Raw genomic sequence first — 16,926 nt, forward strand, 5'->3', positions numbered from 1 at the left:
GACATGCAACTAAACCCTCAACACATCAAACTCAGTATTGGTCGCGCCTTTTTGCGTCTCATGCCGTTGATTCTGATGGGGGCACTCACACTGGCAACTTTTTGGTTTGTACAAAAAAATGCGCCGCCAGAAAAATCAGCGCTTGAGCGCGTGCGACTTCATGAGCCTGACTACACGATTAAGGATGGTGCGCTTTCTGCCCTTAATGAACTGGGCAACACTAAATATCGAATCCTGGGCGTCAAAGTGACCCACTATGACGATGATGCCTCTATCGATATCCTAACGCCTCGCATGCGCTTATTCCAACCCGAGAAAGCGCCGGTAACTGTCAAGTCAGATACAGGGCATCTTGATGGCGACCTCACTATCCTAGATTTATACGATAACGCCAGCATCTTTCGACCAGCTCAAGCAGCCAGCGCATCTCAACCAGCAACCTTAAGAATGCTGGCTAGTTCTAGCTATTTCAAAGTACTCATTAATGATGACATTGTTGAAACAGACAGGCCAATTACGCTTGAACAAGGAATGTCGATCATGCACTCTACTGAGGGTGGCGTGTTTAACAATATTGAACAAAGCATGGTGTTGAATGGTCAAGTCAAAGGACGCATTGAACGTGCGCCACGGAGCAATCCATAAAATGCTTCCGATGAATTACTCGCTGACTCGTGTCACTCTACTTAGCTATCTCGTACTTGGTCTCACCATCACTTCTTTTGTGCACGCTGAAAAAGCAGATCAAGATAAGCCCGTCATCTTGGAAGCAGAAAAAGTTTCTGTGAATGATGTGAAGCAAGTCTACGACCTCAATGGTCAAGTATTGCTGATTAAAGGCAGCATCATTGTGACTGGTGAAGATGGTCACATTGCAGTTGATCCAGAGGGTTATGAGTTTGTCGATGTCAGTGGCACACCTGAATCCGTCGCGAGCTTTAGGCAACGTCGTGAAGGCATCCCCGATGAATTCATGCAGGGACATGGGGCCCAAGTTACTTACGACGCCAAGACAGAACTCCTTACGATTACTGGAGATGCCAGCCTAAAGCGCCTGCTGAACATGCAAATGCTTGATCAATTGAAGGGCTGGAAAATTGAGTACGATGATGTAAAACAGTACTATCGGGTCGCGCCTCCCAAAGATGCAAAGCCAGATGATCTGCCCTTAGCCAGAGCTATCCTTTCACCAAGACGAAAAGCAACATTAGAGAAATGACATCGGATCTAACTCAAGCCAGCAATGTACCAACGCTCAGCGCCCATAACTTACAAAAACGTTATGGCTCAAGAACTGTGGTTCGCGATGTATCTGTACAAGTTCGATGCGGAGAAGTTGTAGGCTTGCTCGGCCCCAATGGAGCAGGCAAAACCACTTCGTTCTACATGATTGTTGGACTAGTTCCGCTAGATGGTGGAAATATTGTTTTGGATGGCACCGACATCACACATCTGCCCATTCATGAACGCGCACGTATGGGTCTATCTTATCTACCGCAAGAGGCTTCCGTGTTTAGAAAGCTAAATGTCGCTGAAAATATCCAAGCCGTTCTAGAGCTTCAAGTTCAAGGTGGCAAACCCCTCAGCAAAGCCGAGATCGCCAGTCGTTTAGATGAGCTTTTGGGGGAGCTCCAAATTAGCCACCTACGCAATAATCCAGCCCTTTCTCTTTCAGGTGGAGAGCGCAGGCGAGTAGAAATTGCCAGGGCTTTAGCTTCCCAGCCAAAATTTATCTTGCTAGATGAACCTTTTGCTGGAGTTGACCCTATTGCCGTTGGGGAAATTCAAAGGATTGTGCGTTTCTTGCGCGACCGTCAAATTGGGGTCCTCATTACCGACCATAATGTCCGCGAAACCCTAGGCATCTGCGATCATGCTTACATCATCAGCGAAGGCAGCGTATTGGCCGAAGGGAAGCCAGATCAGATTATTCAGAACGATGCAGTCAGAAGAGTCTATCTGGGCGAAAACTTCCGGATGTAAGCCCAGCAAGGCTCTCAGCCTTTTATGTAATAAAAATTGCATTCCCCTCTTGGTTTTCAGCAAATTCGCTGATACGCTGGAGGCTCATGGTTTATTTTCCAAAAAAAACAGTTCAAAAAATTACAGGGGCTTGCTGCGCACCCCAGGTATGACTTTGCGCACGCATCTATAGCATCTATAAAAGGAGTCGCTAATGAATTTGAAAATTAATAGCCGTCATGTGGAAGTTACCCCTGCCATGCGCTCTCATCTCGAGGCAGGATTGGCCAAAATTCGTAAGCACTTCGATCACGTCATTGATGCGTCCGCCTTCTTGGTAGTAGATAAGGCCAAAGAAAAGGATCTCCGTCAGAGTGCCGAGATCACGATTCACCTAAAAGGCAAGGATTTGTTCGCTGAAGCGCACAACGCAGATCTCTATCACGCCATGGATGCAGTGGTTGATAAACTCGAGCGTCAAGTTGTCAAACACAAAGAAAAAATCCAGGATCATCATCACGAAAAGCATTTTGAGTGAGCGATCTCGTCGGGACACCTATAATCAATTCACATGAATGCCCTGACTAATCTATTTACCCCCGACTGCATTGCATTGGATGTCCCTGCCAAAAGCAGGGCTGATGCATTTGCAGCCGCTGGAGAGTTGTTCGCCAAACAAACTGGTATTGGGGCAAGCGCTGTGGTTGAATTCCTCAATGCACGTGAGAATTTAGGCTCTACCGCACTCGGTGCCGGTGTAGCCATACCTCATGGCCGCGTCAAAGGCTTAAAAAGCCCTAGCGCTGCGTTTATGAGATTGCAAGCGCCAATTGATTTTGCTGCGCCTGACAATGACCCTGTGTCTGTTCTGATTTTTTTATTGGTGCCAGAAAAAGCAACTCAACAGCATCTAGAAATTTTGTCTTCGATTGCCCAGCTCCTATCTGATGCCGACGCTCGTCAGACTCTATCCACCGCAGCAGACCCTGTGAAAGTTTGCGAACTGTTACAACGCTGGGGCACAGCAAAATGACACAGCCATTACTCTTAGACGGAGTAACTGCTCAGCAGATTTTTGATGACAATGTTTCAGAATTAAAACTATCTTGGATAGGCGGCCTTGAAGGTGCCGACCGCACTTTTCCGCCTGAGGCAGTTAAAGCTGCCGCTGCCAGCTCAGACTTAGTAGGTCACTTAAACCTCATTCACCCGAGCCGAATTCAAATCTTTGGCGAACAAGAAGTTGACTACCACGCTGCTCTAGAGCCAAAACAAAGACAAGAGCAAATTGCAAGTCTAATATCGAAGACGCCACCTTGTGTCATTGTGGCCGATGGTAAAAGCGCAGATTCAGACTTGCAATTATTCTGCCAGCGCTCCTCAACACCTTTATTCACCACGGCAATTTCTGCTGCGGAAGTCATTGACCATTTACGCACTTACCTCACCAAAATTGGTGCACCTCAAATCACAATGCATGGTGTCTTTATGGACATCTTGGGTTTAGGCGTCCTCCTCACCGGTGAATCTGGCCTTGGCAAAAGTGAATTAGGTCTCGAATTGATTTCTCGTGGGCACGGATTAGTAGCAGACGATGCCGTTGACTTTGCACGTCTCGGACCCGATTACATCGAAGGTCGCTGCCCCGTAATCTTACGCAACCTCCTTGAAGTTCGTGGCCTAGGCTTATTAGATATTCGTACGATCTTTGGTGAAACTGCAGTGCGCCGCAAATTAAAGCTGCGGCTGATTGTTCAATTGGTTCGCAGGACCGATGGTGAATTTGAGCGCCTGCCTTTGGAGGCCCAGCATGTTGATGTTTTGGGTATTCCTATTCGTACAGTCAAAATTCAGGTTGCTGCAGGCCGCAACTTGGCGGTATTAGTTGAGGCAGCTGTGCGCAATACGATTTTGCAATTGCGCGGCATCGACACCTTAAAAGAGTTTATTGAGCGTCAACGCATTCAGATGAATGCCGAAGCAGACAATATCAAGTCACAAGGTCGCTTACTTTAAGCCATGCAGATTAATCTGATTACCGGAATCTCAGGCTCGGGTAAATCAGTGGCCCTGAGAGCCTTCGAGGATGCAGGCTATGACTGCGTAGATAATCTTCCGGTCTCACTCCTAGAAAACCTCATCTCCACTCTTGAAAAAGAAAATTGCGCACAAGTTGCCGTTGCTATAGACGCTCGTCGTGGGCAATCTATTGCCAACCTGCCATCAACTCTCGAGAACTTACGCAAACACCATCAAGTACGGGTAGTTTTCTTAAATGCTGATACCAATACTCTGGTGCAACGCTTTTCGGAGACTCGACGACGCCACCCACTATCCAGCAACGCCAAGCAATCTCAATCAGCGACGCTTATTGAAGCAATTGATAAAGAGCGTAATTTGCTGGAACCTCTCCGTGCCCAAGCCCACAGCATCGATACTAGCAACCTCCCAGCCCATGCCCTACGCTCGTGGATTCAAGACCTCCTCAAAGATAAGCCTGTAGGCCTCACCGTTGTTTTTGAATCATTCGGCTTTAAAAAAGGCGTTCCCAGTGAAGCGGACTTGGTATTTGATGTGCGCTGCCTGCCCAATCCGCACTATGACAAGGTATTAAGGCCTCTCACTGGTAACGACAAACCAGTCAAAGAATTTCTCGAAAAAATTCCTGAGGTGGTAAGCATGGAAACGGATATCACCCAATTTATTAACAAATGGTTGCCCCATTACATTGCCGATGGTCGTAGCTATTTAACAGTTGCTATTGGCTGCACTGGTGGCCAACACCGCTCTGTTTACCTAGTCAATCGTTTGGGTGAACATTTCCGTGCCCAAAAAGACTTTATTGACTTGCAGCTTAGTTTTTTGAATCGCCATCGCGAACTAGACTCAATCCCTGCAGCAAAATCTTAATCGGCTGCGGCAAGCCGTAACGCCCCAACTGGCTCAAGGGCACCCACTTCAGATCTGGACTTATAAAGCTCAACTCCCTAGATGAGCTTGTCTGCCAAATCTGCATCCATAAGCGGCGATGCGTAAAGACATGTTTAATTTCCTCAACTTGCCCAATAGATTTATTAGCTTTTACAAGTGCTGCAGCCTTTTCGTCTGGTAAGGTTATGGAAAACAACTCTTGAAGACTTAACTCCAATTTCTGCGCAGGTGACACCCTGGGAGTCCAAGACCCTTCAGGCAAAGACCAAAGCCCACCCCAAATAGCTTTGCTAGGGCGCTTTTGCAAAAGGACAGAATTACCCGCACGCATCAATAACATAGTGCAGTCGAATTCAGGCGATTTTGTCTTCTTGGTTTTTTGCGGCAGCAAAAGAACTTGATCGCTTAAATTTGCCTGGCAATCTTTGGCAAACGGGCACTTCTTTTCAGAGCCCAAACAAACTGGTTTGCGAGAAGTACACCAAGTAGCACCGAAGTCCATCAGCGCCTGTGTGTACACCGGCATATCGGCAGGTTTGTTCGGCAATAAATTCGTTGCCAATTGCCAAAGCTGATCATTGACAGCCTTATCTTGAATGGCGCCATCAAGCGCGAATAATCGCGCCAAGATCCGTTTGACATTGGCATCTAATATGGGTGCTCGCTCATGAAATGCAAAAGCAGCAATAGCACCTGCAGTTGAGCGACCTATGCCCTTCAGTTGCTCGAGCAAAACAGGGTCGCTGGGAAACTTGCCCCCAAATTCTGACATCACTTGTTTTGCGCAAGCATGTAGATTTCTGGCGCGAGAGTAATAACCCAAACCAGCCCACTCCGCCAATACCTCATCAACGCCTGCAGCAGCTAATTTTTTTACCGTTGGAAAACGTTTCATAAAGCGCGGGTAACGCTCAAGAACCGTAGCCACCTGCGTTTGTTGCAACATGATTTCTGATACCCAAACTGCATAGGGATCGCGATTATCTTGCCACGGCAAGCCTGAGCGGCCGCTGACACCATGCCAAGCAATCAACCTTGGCGCAAAGGTTTTGCTTAGCGCTTTTGACATTGGGAACAGAAATAGGTGGATCGTTGGCCCTGCACGATCTGGCTGATGGGGGTTCCGCATACTTTGCACGGCAGCCCTTTGCGATCATAGACTTTGGTTTGAACCATAAAGTGCCCAGGATCACCATCGCTATTCACAAAATCTTTTAATGAACTACCGCCAGCAGCAATGGCTTTTTTTAGTATGGATCTGACGGCCACCGCAAGACGAGAGCATTGTGGCCGAGTGAGCTTACCAGCTGCCTTGGCCGGATGAATGCCTGCCTCAAACAAACTTTCTGAACAATAAATATTGCCGACACCAACAACGGCTTGTCCCGCCAAAAGAAACTGTTTAACAGTAATACTGCGTTTACGAGAAGCTCTGTACAAAACTTCGGCGCCCAACTCACCAGAAAATTCTGGAGAAAATGGCTCTACTCCCAACTTCTGTAGCAGCGAAAATTTTTCTATTGGCCCCTTTGATTTTAGGTGCCACAGGACTGCGCCAAATTTTCGGGGGTCATGCAAGCGCAAACTCAACTTACCGAACTCCAGCGTAACACGATCATGAGTCTTCAGTGAATCGGAGCCTGGAAGTACACGTAAGGTACCAGTCATGCCTAAATGAATCAGCAAATAACCTGTGTCCATCTCTAATAAAAGATACTTCCCCCGTCTATTGATGGCATGTACTTTTTGCCCCGGCAAGATTTTAGAGAGACTTGCGGGCACAGGCCAACGCAAGCGTCCATCAATAATCTTGACGGCACTAACTTTGCGCCCCTCAAGATGGGGAGCAATTCCTAATCGGGTAACTTCTACTTCTGGGAGTTCAGGCATAAATGGATTGTAGATTCGCGGATTAGAATGTGCTTATGAGTAAATTCAGACTAAAACCTTTATTACAGGGTTTATTCCTGGCAGCTTTAGCTGGTGGAGTGTTTTCATCAGCCCATGCGCAACCGCAGCCAAACGGCTTACAAACCGGTGAAGCCGTATTTGAAGTACTAGCTTCCGAAATCGCCCTTCAGCGGGGTGAGGCCGGCTTGGCTTACAACACCTATTTAGAAATGGCGCGCCAATACAAAGATCCCAGATTGGCTCAAAGGGCGATGGAAATTGCTATTGCGGGCGGTTCTCCAGATCTAGCGATGCAAGCCGCAAAGACCTGGGATGAGCTCTCTCCAGCGGCAGATTCCAAGCCCAAAGAAGTCTTGGTGACCCTACTCATTCTAAGCAACCGTTGGACAGATGCTGTCAAGCCTGCCATCGCTTTATTACGTCAACAGACCCCGGCAAAACAAGAAAACACACTGTTGCAATTGCAAGCATTGCTTGCGAAAGCAAAAGATGAGTCTGAGGCCTTACGCGCTTTTTATGAAATCGCATCTACAGTCAAGATTCCACCGAAAGATCCTGGCCTGCTTTATACCTATGCCATGTCCGCTGAAAAGGTTGGTCGTATTGATGTTATGGAAAAAACACTGCGTGATATTTTGCGCAAGAATCCCAATGATGTGAATTCGCTTAATGCGCTGGGCTACTCCTTAGCTGATCGAAATGTCAATTTGCCTGAGGCCTATGCTCTTATTAGCAAAGCGCACCAACTCTCACCAAAAGATAGTTTTATTTTAGATAGCTTGGGGTGGGTGAACTTTCGTCTTGGTAAAAATGCACTTGCTTTAGAACAACTACAACAAGCATTTGCTATGAAACCAGAAGCGGATATTGCAGCCCACACTGGTGAAGTGTTATGGGTCATGAATCGCCATGCTGAAGCAGAAGAGATGTGGCGCCAAGGACAAAAATTGGATGCCAACAATCCAACACTAAAGGAAACTCTTAAACGTTTTAAACCCGACTGGACTAGAGATGATCAAGCAGCCAAAGGCTCATGGGATGGGCGCTTTGCCGTCAAAGTCATTGGTCTAACGGAATCGCAGAACCAAGGCGGCTCTGGTGGCTTTACCTTAACCCAAGAGGCATTAAAAGATGTGCTGGAAATTCGTAATCCCATGGGTGGGTCGATTGCAAAAATTACGATTACTCCTGGTGAAGCTACGCTCGAAAGTGATGGCAAGGTCGTTACCGAAGTGGATGCAGATACCCTAGTACAAAACACCTTGGGCCTACCACTGCCTGCTCGAGGTTTATCGAATTGGTTAAGAGGTGAAGTGCGCCCCGGCAGTGAGGCAAGTATTGATAGAAACTCCAAAGGGCAGGTAAGTAAAATTAGTCAAGATGGCTGGGACTTGGTATATACATGGAGTAATACCAATCGACTTGAAAAACTCATCATGACACGCAGCTCAAACATCGGCTCGATTGATATTCGTCTAGTGTTTGATCGTCCAAATGATTAAGCGAAACAGCAATTGTGAGCATTGATTATTTAACGCTTCGCTCTCCGGCTAAGCTCAATCTTTTTTTGCATATCGTTGGACGTAGAGCGGATGGCTATCACCTACTGCAATCTGTTTTTCAATTGATTGATTGGTGTGACACACTCCGCTTAAAAAGAATTCCTGAAAATGAAGTGCACCGAGTAAATCCCATTCCTGGAGTTGCGCCCGAACAAGATTTGGTGGTCCGTGCCGCACACTTACTTAAAGAATTTTGCAAGATTACTGCTGGTGTTGAAATCGATCTTCAAAAAGAAATCCCGATGGGTGCAGGTATGGGAGGCGGCTCTTCAGATGCAGCATCCACTTTAATTGGACTGAATGCCCTCTGGAATCTCAACCTACCCAAACAAACGCTCTGCGAGCTAGGTTTACAACTAGGAGCCGATGTCCCATTTTTCATTTTTGGCCAAAATGCCTTTGTTGAGGGAATCGGCGAAAAAATTCAAGAAATTGCCCTCGAAACCCCTGATTTTTTAGTCATATTCCCAGGCCAGAGCATTGCCACCGCTAGTATTTTTCAAGACCCGGAATTGACCCGAGATCATGCTCAGATTACAATTGATGGCTTTCTTGCATCGCCATCGCTATATCAATCAAATGATTGTCAGGCCGTTGCGATGCGGATTTGCCCAGAAGTGAAGCAAGCTTTGGATTGGATTACCCAGGCAGTATCGGGCTCACAGCCCCGAATGTCTGGTTCTGGAAGTAGCGTTTTTGCTGTCTTAGACCCTAAGACTGACACCGCAAAACTAGAAAATCTTCTTCAAAATCTTCCTAAAGGGTGGGTAGGTCGGGTTGTTCGGGGGCTAAATAAAAATCCCGCTTACAATTTGATTTCTTCAGATTGACCTGTAGGGGAATCGCCAAGCTGGTTAAGGCACTGGATTTTGATTCCAGCATGCGAAGGTTCGAATCCTTCTTCCCCTGCCAAAGACTGTAGAAACGATAAAGATAACCTTTTGACCCCACAAAACCCTTAAGACTATGTCCCCCATAAACGCAGATTTATTGACTCTTTTCACAGGCAACGCAAATCCCGTTTTGGCGCAGGCTGTAGCCAAAGAACTCAACCTCCCAATGGGGAAAGCCTTTGTTGGCCGATTCTCCGATGGCGAGATTCAAGTAGAAATTCAAGAAAATGTCCGCGGCAAGAATGTCGTAGTGATCCAATCAACCTGTGCGCCTACTAACGACAGCTTGATGGAGCTCATGATCATGATTGACGCCCTGAAGCGCGCATCTGCAAGCCGTATCACTGCCGTGATTCCTTACTTCGGGTATGCCCGTCAAGACCGTCGCCCACGCTCAGCGCGTGTTGCGATCTCCGCTCGCATTGTGGCCAATATGCTGCAGTCCGTCGCGGGCATCGAGCGTGTTCTGACGATGGACCTACATGCCGATCAAATTCAGGGCTTCTTTGATATTCCGGTAGACAACATCTATGCCTCCCCAGTCCTTTTGGCTGACCTGGAAGCACAAAAAACCAAAAAAGATCTCATCATTGTTTCGCCAGACATTGGCGGCGTAGTCCGCGCCCGCGCGATGGCCAAACAATTAGGCACCGATTTGGCGATTATTGATAAACGTCGTCCTAAGGCCAATGTATCTGAAGTCATGCACCTTATTGGCGAAGTAGAAGGTCGCCATTGCGTCATCATGGATGACATCATTGATACCGGTGGAACCCTCTGTAAAGCCGCTGAAGCGCTTAAAGAGCGTGGCGCTAAGGGTGTTACCGCCTACTGTACTCACGCCGTTCTATCAGGCGGTGCTGTAGCCCGAATTGCCGCCTCCGAATTAGATGAATTGGTTGTTACCGACACCATCCCTCTAACCCCAGAGGCGATGAAAGTATCCAAAATACGCCAATTGAGCGTTGCCCCCATCCTTGCTGAAACCCTTTCCCGCATTAGTAAAGGTGATTCAGTCATGTCGATGTTTGCTGAATAAGCCAAAAATCCCTGTTTTACCCCGGTTTTTGGCAGTTTTGAGCCTTTTGTAGGCAAAAACATCCTTTCCCACGATATAATCGAAGGCTTTTCTGTTTGGTCGCGAACGGAAATTAACCTTAACTAGGGAATTCATCATGAAAGTTGTAGCCTTTGAAAGAAGCGTACAGGGAACGGGTGCGAGCCGCCGTCTGCGCAATTCCGGAAAAACTCCGGGAATCGTTTACGGTAGTAAAGATCCAGCCTTGGTCATCGAGTTAGACCATAACGCGTTATTCCATGCTCTCCGCAAGGAAGCATTTCACTCATCTATTTTGGATTTGGAAATTGGTGGCAAGACACAAAAAGTGTTGTTGCGCGATTACCAAATGCATCCATTTAAGCCATTGGTATTGCACATTGACTTCCAACGCGTATCCGCGACTGAGAAAGTTCATATGCGCGTTCCATTGCACTTCACAAACGCTGACACTTCAGCAGCTGTGAAATTGCAAGGCGCAGTAATCAGCCACATCATGACTGAACTCGAAGTATCTTGCTTACCAGCAGACTTGCCAGAGTTCATCGAAGTGGACTTAGCGAAGATTGAAGTTGGTCACGGTATTCATGCTAAAGACATCGCATTGCCAAAAGGCGTTACCTTGGTATTGCATGTTGAGCAAGAGAACCCAGTGCTTGCAAACGCACGTATCCCAGCAGTTAAGGCTGCTGAGCCTACAGATGCGCCTGCTGCACCAGCTGCCGCTGCCCCTGCAGCTGAAGCACCAAAGGATAAAGCTTAATTTATTAGCTAAATCGCTTGTACTAGAAGGCCTGCGCAAGCGGGCCTTTTTTATTGCACCAAGCTTTCATTCTTTTTTGGCGAAATACTTTTATATCTTTAAACTCTCAACATGACTAAATTAATTGTTGGCCTAGGCAACCCCGGGGATGAACACGAAGAAGATCGACACAATGCAGGCTTCTGGTTTGTCGACGCCCTAGCAAAACAATTAAGCGTACGTTTTGAATCAGAAAAACGCTTTCATGGAAAAGTAGCGAAAGCTAAATGGGAAGGCGAAGATCTTTACCTTCTAAAACCAAGCACCTATATGAACCTGAGCGGTCAAGCTGTTGGTGCGCTATGTCGCTTTCACAAGATTGCACCTGCAGATATTCTGGTGGTGCAAGATGAGCTCGACCTCAAGCCCGGCACTGCTCGCTTAAAACTTGGTGGGGGTACTGGTGGCCACAATGGCCTCAAAGATATTCAGGCACATTTAAGCACACCAGATTATTGGCGTTTGCGCCTGGGCATTGGTCACCCCAGAGACTTAGCGGGCGATGGCCGCCCAATGGATGTTGCTGATTATGTTTTACGTAGGCCGCAACTAGCCGAACAGAAACTCATTCATGCCAGCATTGAAAATGGCTTGCAGATTTTGTCGCTCTTTTTAAAAGGGGATACCCAAACCGCCATGATGGAGCTGCACTCTAAGGGCTAAGCTGCTCAGTTAAGCAGTGCCAGCCTTTTTGGCAGCAGTTAATAATTTAAATTTCACCATTAACTGCTCCTGAGTTTCGGCGTGCTCAGGGTTAAAAGGAATGCAGTCTACAGGACATACTTGGCGGCACTGGGGTGCGTCATAGTGACCCACACATTCAGTACATTTATTGGGGTCGATTTCATAGATCTCTAGCCCCATATAAATTGCATCATTCGGGCATTCTGGCTCACATACATCGCAGTTGATGCATTCATCCGTAATCATTAAAGCCATGATTTACTCGCCGCCCTCATTCTTCACTCTTTGTTATGAGCACCAGAGGCAATTTTTTTGACCAACCATTTTTCCACTGATGGGAAAACAAACTTGCTCACATCACCGCCCATGGAGGCAATCTCACGCACAAAAGTGCCAGAAATAAATTGATATTGATCGGACGGAGTTAAAAACAAGGTTTCGACATCCGGTAATAGATAACGATTCATACCAGCCATCTGGAACTCATACTCAAAGTCGGATACAGCGCGCAGACCCCGCACAATTACGCGCGCATTATGCTCACGAGCAAAATCTTTCAATAAGCCTGTAAAACCAACGACTTTGACATTGGGATAGTGGCCAAGAACTTCCTTAGCGATATCAATTCGCTCTTCCAAAGTAAAGAATGGGCGTTTGCTACGGCTATCTGCAACACCCACAATCAGCTCTTTAAAAATGCTTGATGCGCGACGTACCAAATCCTCGTGACCACGAGTAAATGGATCAAATGTTCCTGGATATACGGCAACTGTCATAAGGTTCCTAAGGCTTTATCGGCTACAGGCAAGAGTTTAGCCTCTTCCACTACGAAATAGACAAGCTTTTACCTGTCCAGCCTCTAAGTATTTTCCACAATGCCAGCCTGGTAATAGAGCCTCTACCTCCTCACGGGAGCGGCTTGAGGGAAACTCCACATAAATACCGCCACCTCCAGAGTCATCGCACACCCTAGCAGCTTCAATGACCGAGCGATCCAATAAGCTTGAATCTTGAAATGGTGGATCAACAAAAATAAGATTGCTGGAACGATCTGACTGCTGCTTCAGAAATTCAAGGCTATCTCGCTGCAAAATTTCTACAACCCCATTTGCGGGGGATGACTGCAATAAAGCAAAGTTTGCACTTAAATTTGCACAACCTTTTTTATCCTTTTCGAGCAATATCACCAATGCAGCACCTCTTGAGGCGGCCTCAAAACCTAAAGCACCCGTACCCGCAAAAAGATCCAAACAGCGCAAGCCCGTTAAATCTTGTCCCAACCAATTAAAGAGGGTTTCACGAATACGATCAGTTGTAGGTCGCAAACCTGGAAGATCTAGAACCGTTAACAAACGGCTTCTCCAGTTACCCCCAATAATGCGAACCCTCTTTGGCGGCTCAGTTTTGAGAGATTTAGTTGCTTTTTTGGGCTTATTTATTTTTTGCTCCCAATACAACAATTTTCATGCGATCCATGGCAAGGTATTTTTGAAATGCTGCTTTGACCTGTTCCAAAGTAACCGCTTCAAGTTGTTTCGTCCATACATCCATCGTATCTAGTGGCAAGTCATTCCATGCAATTGAGGATACGTTATCCAATAACTTACGATTGTTATCAATGCGAAGCGGATAGCCATTTACTAAATTCGCTTTAGCAGCAGTAAGTTCAGACGACGTAGGTCCATCAGCAATAAATTGCGCAATCGTTGAACTCATCACCTCTAAAGCCAGTGAAGCTTGATCATTCTTGGTTTGCAGGCCCGCTTGAAAAATACCATTCTCTTTTCCAGGAGCAAAGTAGCTAAACACGCTATAAGCAAGGCCACGTTTCTCACGAACCTCGGACATCAGTCGAGACACAAAACCGCCGCCACCCAAAATGTAATTGCCAACAAGTAGGGGGAAGTAGTCTGGATTATTCCGAGCAACTGCAGTCATGCCCATGGCAATATGGGCTTGCTGAGAATCAAATGGAATCTGAATTTCTCGTTCCGCCAAAGGCTCAACAGGGGAGCGCTGTAACTCCGGTAATTTTGCTATGGGCGCACCTGCTTGCGGAATTTGTTTTAATAAGGCCTGAACAATTTCATTTGCCTGTGCACGGTCAACATCCCCAACAATACTGACGATCATGCGATCACCGCGGTAAAACTGTTTGTGAAACTCTCGCAAATCATTTGCACTCACAGAGGCAATAGATTTCACGGTCGGAGAGTTTGCCAAAGGATAGTTTCCATAGACTGCTTTTTTAAAGCGGCGCTCGAGCACAAACTCGGGTTTTGTTTCCGCCTCTAGCAAGCTCGTAATGGCTCTTTGCTTCTCACGCTCCAGAATTTTCGAGTCATAAGTCGGGGTGCTTAACATGGCTCCGGCCAACTGTACCGCTCTATCACGCAGATCTTTTCTGCTCAGGCTTCGAATACGAAGAATAGCGCGCTCCCCACCCACAGATAATCCAATATTGGCGCCCAAATCTGCGATTTCGTCGGCAATTTGGGCCTCTGTTAGCACGCCACTATCACCCTTCACCCCATAATTCATGAGGCCTGCTGCCATATCTGCCAAACCACTCTTGCCGACTGGATCATAACGATCGCCCGCATCAATGCTGACCTCAATATCTACCATGGGTAGCGCTTTAGTTTGAACTAAATATGCCTTGGCACCCTTATAAGAATCTAGCCTCTCAATGGGCAAGATGGCGCACACGTTACTAAGTAAACCAAAAGCTAAAACAGTAGCTGCAATACTTCTAGTAAAGAGATTCATTATTTGCTCACCTTACTTACAGATTGACGAGCCTGTGGTTCTAATACCGCAATTGTTAAACCCTCATTTACCAGATATTTTTTAGCAACCGCTTGCACTTGCTCAGGCGTAATGGTTTGCATTTTTTCTAGCATGTAGTCAATATCTTTCCAGGAGAAGCCAGCCATTTCAGTACTACCGATTTCCATTGCCTGACCAAAGATAGAATCACGCTTGTAGATTTGTTCAGACAAAATACGCACCTTAATGCGCTTCAGCTCAGACTCTAGAATTCCGTTTTGCTTCAATTCATCAAGAGCCCTCCGAATGCTGACCTGGGCTTGATCTACCGTCTTACCCTTGGCCATCGTCGCGCTGATTAAAAATAATTCTGGTCCACGTGAAATCATGTCGTAACCCACCCCAACATCATTCACCACTTTCTCCTGCTTAACGAGAGTGCGATTAAGACGGGCATTGTCATAACCATCAAGTACTGCCGTCAGGAGTTCTAGAGCATAAGGCTCAGGGTCATCCAACTTGCCAGGCTCAAGGCGCGGAACCTTCCAAGCCATCGATAGCTGAGCACTATCTGCAGGCGCTTTCACCTGAACCTGCTTAATCCCTTTTTGAGGCGGCTCAATTTGAGGCTTCCGAACTGCTAGCTCATGAGCAACAGCTGCACCGTAATATTTTTCTACTAAGGCCAGCACTTTTTTTGCATCTACATCGCCCGTGATTACTACAGTGGCGTTATTGGGAGAGTACCAACTACGATACCAATCGCGCGCATCAGCTGCTTTCATATTCTGCAAGTCATTCATCCAACCAATAACAGGATGACGATATGGAGAACTCATATAAGCAGTTGCCATTAATGACTCATTGAGCAAACTATTTGGGTTGTCTTCAGTGCGTAAACGACGCTCTTCCATAATGACTTGGATTTCTTTTAAGAACTCTGCATCATCAAAATTGAGATTCGACATGCGATCCGCTTCAAGCTTGATGACGTCTTCCAGTTTTGATTTTTCAACTTGCTGAAAGTATGCAGTGTAATCGCGCGAGGTAAATGCATTTTCGCGCCCACCGACAGCAGCAACCAAGCGAGAAAATTCGCCTGCTTTCACCTTGTCAGTGCCTTTGAACATCATGTGCTCAAGGACGTGAGCAACACCAGTCTTGCCGTTAACTTCGTCCATCGAACCAGCTCGATACCAGACCATATGAGCCACTGTTGGCGCACGATGATCCTCTCTCACGATGAGCTTTAAGCCATTGCTGAGCTGATATTCATGCGTATCAGCCGATTCAGGATTTGCAGCCCAACTAAGTTGAGCAAATACAATGAATACAAAGGAAATTCGAAGTAAATTAGAAAGCATCTGCTAAATCACCATATCCCAAGAATTAAATTGATAAGATGCATGTTTTAAATTGTATCGATTATGTTCGGCCTACGTAAAACCCTTGGATCTCTTTTTAAATCAAGCAAGATTGATGAATCTTGGTTTGATACTCTAGAAGAATCACTTATACAAAGTGATGTTGGCCTACCCACGACCGAACAACTCATTAGCAAGCTTCGTAAAGCAGCGAAATCCGAAAAGGCATCCAGTCCTGAAGAGTTACAAGCCTTATTGATTCAAGAGGTCAGTGCACTGTTGACTGCTATTGAACCTTCACCAAACCCGCTATTTACAAGTGACAAGCCTAACACCCCGGAGGTATGGCTGGTTGTAGGGGTAAATGGGGCTGGTAAGACAACAACCATTGGCAAGCTTTGCAGACTCTTTCAGTCGCAAGGTAAGTCAGTTCTCCTAGCGGCAGGCGATACCTTCAGGGCAGCTGCACGCAATCAACTCCAGGAATGGGGTGGACGCAACCAAGTGGATGTCATTACCCAAGAAGGTGGTGATGCGGCTGCCGTTGCCCATGATGCAATTCATGCGGCCATCTCCCGCAAGAACGACATTCTGATTATTGACACTGCGGGTCGCCTAGCGACTCAAGATAACTTGATGGAAGAGCTTAAGAAAGTGAAGCGAGTTATCGGCAAAGCACTTCCTGGAGCACCACACCACACACTACTAGTGCTAGATGGCAATACGGGGCAGAACGGCCTAAGCCAGGTCAAAGCCTTTCATGCCGCTCTCGGCCTTACTGGAATCATCGTGACCAAGCTAGATGGCACCGCAAAGGGCGGGGTGATCTGCGCCCTAGCCCATACCCTACAAGACGGACCAAAACCCGCTGTGTTAGCCCTGGGCAAAGGGGAAGGTATTGATGATTTGGCCCCCTTTACAGCAGGGCAATATTCATCCGAATTATTCAATTAAATCAATAGCTTATAGACTATTAAAACCATTAGCACTC

At 46.7% G+C, this 16,926-nt stretch carries 20 protein-coding genes and 1 tRNA gene; 14 read left to right on the top strand and 7 right to left on the bottom strand.

Annotated features, from left to right (window positions below; translation table 11 throughout):
• Positions 1-3 precede the first annotated feature (3 nt).
• From lptC to rapZ, 7 genes are all read left to right on the top strand, one after another.
• A complete protein-coding gene (lptC, locus tag ICV36_RS09380; protein WP_215400420.1) occupies positions 4-645 on the top strand; it encodes an LPS export ABC transporter periplasmic protein LptC in 642 nt (213 codons plus the stop codon).
• Between the two features lie 10 nt (positions 646-655).
• Positions 656-1,219, top strand: a complete 564-nt coding sequence (locus ICV36_RS09385; RefSeq protein ID WP_251375000.1) for an LptA/OstA family protein — start codon at positions 656-658, stop codon at positions 1,217-1,219.
• Entirely contained in the window at positions 1,216-1,983 is a 768-nt protein-coding gene (lptB, locus tag ICV36_RS09390) for an LPS export ABC transporter ATP-binding protein (RefSeq protein WP_215400422.1), read from the top strand. The genes ICV36_RS09385 and lptB overlap by 4 nt, the downstream gene beginning before the upstream one ends.
• A 193-nt stretch (positions 1,984-2,176) precedes the next feature.
• Entirely contained in the window at positions 2,177-2,500 is a 324-nt protein-coding gene (hpf, locus tag ICV36_RS09395; protein WP_012358449.1) for a ribosome hibernation-promoting factor, HPF/YfiA family, read from the top strand.
• A 33-nt stretch (positions 2,501-2,533) separates the two neighbouring features.
• A complete protein-coding gene (locus ICV36_RS09400) occupies positions 2,534-2,995 on the top strand; it encodes a PTS sugar transporter subunit IIA (protein ID WP_215400423.1) in 462 nt (153 codons plus the stop codon).
• Entirely contained in the window at positions 2,992-3,978 is a 987-nt protein-coding gene (gene hprK / locus ICV36_RS09405; protein WP_215400424.1) for an HPr(Ser) kinase/phosphatase, read from the top strand. Before ICV36_RS09400 ends, hprK begins: the two co-directional genes overlap by 4 nt.
• Before the next feature lie 3 nt (positions 3,979-3,981).
• A complete protein-coding gene (gene rapZ, locus ICV36_RS09410; RefSeq protein WP_215400425.1) occupies positions 3,982-4,872 on the top strand; it encodes an RNase adapter RapZ in 891 nt (296 codons plus the stop codon).
• Here rapZ and mutY read toward each other — a convergent pair.
• Together mutY and mutM are read right to left on the bottom strand one after the other, a co-directional pair.
• A complete protein-coding gene (gene mutY, locus ICV36_RS09415; protein WP_215400426.1) occupies positions 4,817-5,962 on the bottom strand; it encodes an A/G-specific adenine glycosylase in 1,146 nt (381 codons plus the stop codon). The genes rapZ and mutY overlap by 56 nt on opposite strands.
• Positions 5,947-6,783 (bottom strand): bifunctional DNA-formamidopyrimidine glycosylase/DNA-(apurinic or apyrimidinic site) lyase, encoded by an 837-nt coding sequence (mutM, locus tag ICV36_RS09420; protein ID WP_215400427.1) that lies wholly within the window; start codon positions 6,781-6,783, stop codon positions 5,947-5,949. The genes mutY and mutM overlap by 16 nt, the downstream gene beginning before the upstream one ends.
• 35 nt (positions 6,784-6,818) lie before the next feature.
• Between mutM and ICV36_RS09425 the strand changes: the two genes are divergently transcribed.
• The 6 genes from ICV36_RS09425 (at position 6,819) to pth (ending at position 11,781) form a co-directional block, all read left to right on the top strand.
• Positions 6,819-8,306: a lipoprotein insertase outer membrane protein LolB gene (locus tag ICV36_RS09425; RefSeq protein WP_215400428.1), complete on the top strand. Its 1,488-nt coding sequence runs from the start codon at positions 6,819-6,821 to the stop codon at positions 8,304-8,306.
• A gap of 11 nt (positions 8,307-8,317) precedes the next feature.
• A complete protein-coding gene (gene ispE / locus ICV36_RS09430) occupies positions 8,318-9,196 on the top strand; it encodes a 4-(cytidine 5'-diphospho)-2-C-methyl-D-erythritol kinase (protein WP_371743225.1) in 879 nt (292 codons plus the stop codon).
• 5 nt (positions 9,197-9,201) lie between these two features.
• A tRNA-Gln gene (locus ICV36_RS09435) sits at positions 9,202-9,278 on the top strand.
• 54 nt (positions 9,279-9,332) lie between these two features.
• The gene (locus ICV36_RS09440; protein WP_371743200.1) at positions 9,333-10,298 is read left to right on the top strand and encodes a ribose-phosphate pyrophosphokinase; all 966 of its coding nucleotides are present in this window, start codon (positions 9,333-9,335) and stop codon (positions 10,296-10,298) included.
• A 136-nt stretch (positions 10,299-10,434) separates the two neighbouring features.
• Positions 10,435-11,079: a 50S ribosomal protein L25/general stress protein Ctc gene (locus tag ICV36_RS09445; protein ID WP_215400430.1), complete on the top strand. Its 645-nt coding sequence runs from the start codon at positions 10,435-10,437 to the stop codon at positions 11,077-11,079.
• Positions 11,080-11,190: 111 nt separating this feature from the next.
• Positions 11,191-11,781, top strand: a complete 591-nt coding sequence (pth, locus tag ICV36_RS09450; RefSeq protein WP_215400431.1) for an aminoacyl-tRNA hydrolase — start codon at positions 11,191-11,193, stop codon at positions 11,779-11,781.
• Positions 11,782-11,790: 9 nt separating this feature from the next.
• On the opposite strand, the gene ICV36_RS09455 is transcribed toward pth, so the two are convergent.
• Genes ICV36_RS09455 through ICV36_RS09475 form a run of 5 tightly spaced genes read right to left on the bottom strand, consistent with a single transcriptional unit; the run spans position 11,791 to position 15,935 of the window.
• A complete protein-coding gene (locus ICV36_RS09455) occupies positions 11,791-12,057 on the bottom strand; it encodes a YfhL family 4Fe-4S dicluster ferredoxin (RefSeq protein WP_215400432.1) in 267 nt (88 codons plus the stop codon).
• A 23-nt stretch (positions 12,058-12,080) separates the two neighbouring features.
• Positions 12,081-12,578 carry a pantetheine-phosphate adenylyltransferase gene (coaD, locus tag ICV36_RS09460; protein ID WP_215400433.1) on the bottom strand — a complete coding sequence of 166 codons (498 nt, stop codon included), beginning with the start codon at positions 12,576-12,578 and terminating at the stop codon, positions 12,081-12,083.
• Positions 12,579-12,614: 36 nt separating this feature from the next.
• A complete protein-coding gene (gene rsmD, locus ICV36_RS09465; RefSeq protein ID WP_371743201.1) occupies positions 12,615-13,262 on the bottom strand; it encodes a 16S rRNA (guanine(966)-N(2))-methyltransferase RsmD in 648 nt (215 codons plus the stop codon).
• A complete protein-coding gene (locus ICV36_RS09470) occupies positions 13,234-14,571 on the bottom strand; it encodes a pitrilysin family protein (protein WP_215400434.1) in 1,338 nt (445 codons plus the stop codon). Before ICV36_RS09470 ends, rsmD begins: the two co-directional genes overlap by 29 nt.
• The gene (locus ICV36_RS09475) at positions 14,571-15,935 is read right to left on the bottom strand and encodes a pitrilysin family protein (RefSeq protein WP_215400435.1); all 1,365 of its coding nucleotides are present in this window, start codon (positions 15,933-15,935) and stop codon (positions 14,571-14,573) included. Before ICV36_RS09475 ends, ICV36_RS09470 begins: the two co-directional genes overlap by 1 nt.
• A gap of 63 nt (positions 15,936-15,998) precedes the next feature.
• Here ICV36_RS09475 and ftsY point away from each other — a divergent pair, with 63 nt between their 5' ends.
• Positions 15,999-16,889: a signal recognition particle-docking protein FtsY gene (gene ftsY, locus ICV36_RS09480; RefSeq protein WP_215400436.1), complete on the top strand. Its 891-nt coding sequence runs from the start codon at positions 15,999-16,001 to the stop codon at positions 16,887-16,889.
• The last annotated feature ends 37 nt before the right edge of the window (positions 16,890-16,926 follow it).

It is taken from the genome of Polynucleobacter sp. MWH-UH35A (assembly GCF_018687075.1).
Classification (GTDB): Bacteria; Pseudomonadota; Gammaproteobacteria; order Burkholderiales; family Burkholderiaceae; genus Polynucleobacter.

Bases quoted from the DNA above. Each gene is read 5' to 3' on its own strand.
- hpf (WP_012358449.1), top strand. From the start codon at position 2,177: ATGAATTTGAAAATTAATAGCCGTCATGTGGAAGTTACCCCTGCCATG.
- ICV36_RS09440 (WP_371743200.1), top strand. From the start codon at position 9,333: ATGTCCCCCATAAACGCAGATTTATTGACTCTTTTCACAGGCAACGCA.
- ICV36_RS09425 (WP_215400428.1), top strand. From the start codon at position 6,819: ATGAGTAAATTCAGACTAAAACCTTTATTACAGGGTTTATTCCTGGCA.
- rapZ (WP_215400425.1), top strand. From the start codon at position 3,982: ATGCAGATTAATCTGATTACCGGAATCTCAGGCTCGGGTAAATCAGTG.
- ICV36_RS09400 (WP_215400423.1), top strand. From the start codon at position 2,534: ATGAATGCCCTGACTAATCTATTTACCCCCGACTGCATTGCATTGGAT.
- ICV36_RS09455 (WP_215400432.1), bottom strand. From the start codon at position 12,057: ATGGCTTTAATGATTACGGATGAATGCATCAACTGCGATGTATGTGAG.
- lptC (WP_215400420.1), top strand. From the start codon at position 4: ATGCAACTAAACCCTCAACACATCAAACTCAGTATTGGTCGCGCCTTT.
- ICV36_RS09445 (WP_215400430.1), top strand. From the start codon at position 10,435: ATGAAAGTTGTAGCCTTTGAAAGAAGCGTACAGGGAACGGGTGCGAGC.
- pth (WP_215400431.1), top strand. From the start codon at position 11,191: ATGACTAAATTAATTGTTGGCCTAGGCAACCCCGGGGATGAACACGAA.
- ICV36_RS09470 (WP_215400434.1), bottom strand. From the start codon at position 14,571: ATGAATCTCTTTACTAGAAGTATTGCAGCTACTGTTTTAGCTTTTGGT.
- ftsY (WP_215400436.1), top strand. From the start codon at position 15,999: ATGTTCGGCCTACGTAAAACCCTTGGATCTCTTTTTAAATCAAGCAAG.
- coaD (WP_215400433.1), bottom strand. From the start codon at position 12,578: ATGACAGTTGCCGTATATCCAGGAACATTTGATCCATTTACTCGTGGT.
- lptB (WP_215400422.1), top strand. From the start codon at position 1,216: ATGACATCGGATCTAACTCAAGCCAGCAATGTACCAACGCTCAGCGCC.
- hprK (WP_215400424.1), top strand. From the start codon at position 2,992: ATGACACAGCCATTACTCTTAGACGGAGTAACTGCTCAGCAGATTTTT.
- mutM (WP_215400427.1), bottom strand. From the start codon at position 6,783: ATGCCTGAACTCCCAGAAGTAGAAGTTACCCGATTAGGAATTGCTCCC.
- mutY (WP_215400426.1), bottom strand. From the start codon at position 5,962: ATGTCAAAAGCGCTAAGCAAAACCTTTGCGCCAAGGTTGATTGCTTGG.
- ICV36_RS09475 (WP_215400435.1), bottom strand. From the start codon at position 15,935: ATGCTTTCTAATTTACTTCGAATTTCCTTTGTATTCATTGTATTTGCT.
- ICV36_RS09385 (WP_251375000.1), top strand. From the start codon at position 656: ATGAATTACTCGCTGACTCGTGTCACTCTACTTAGCTATCTCGTACTT.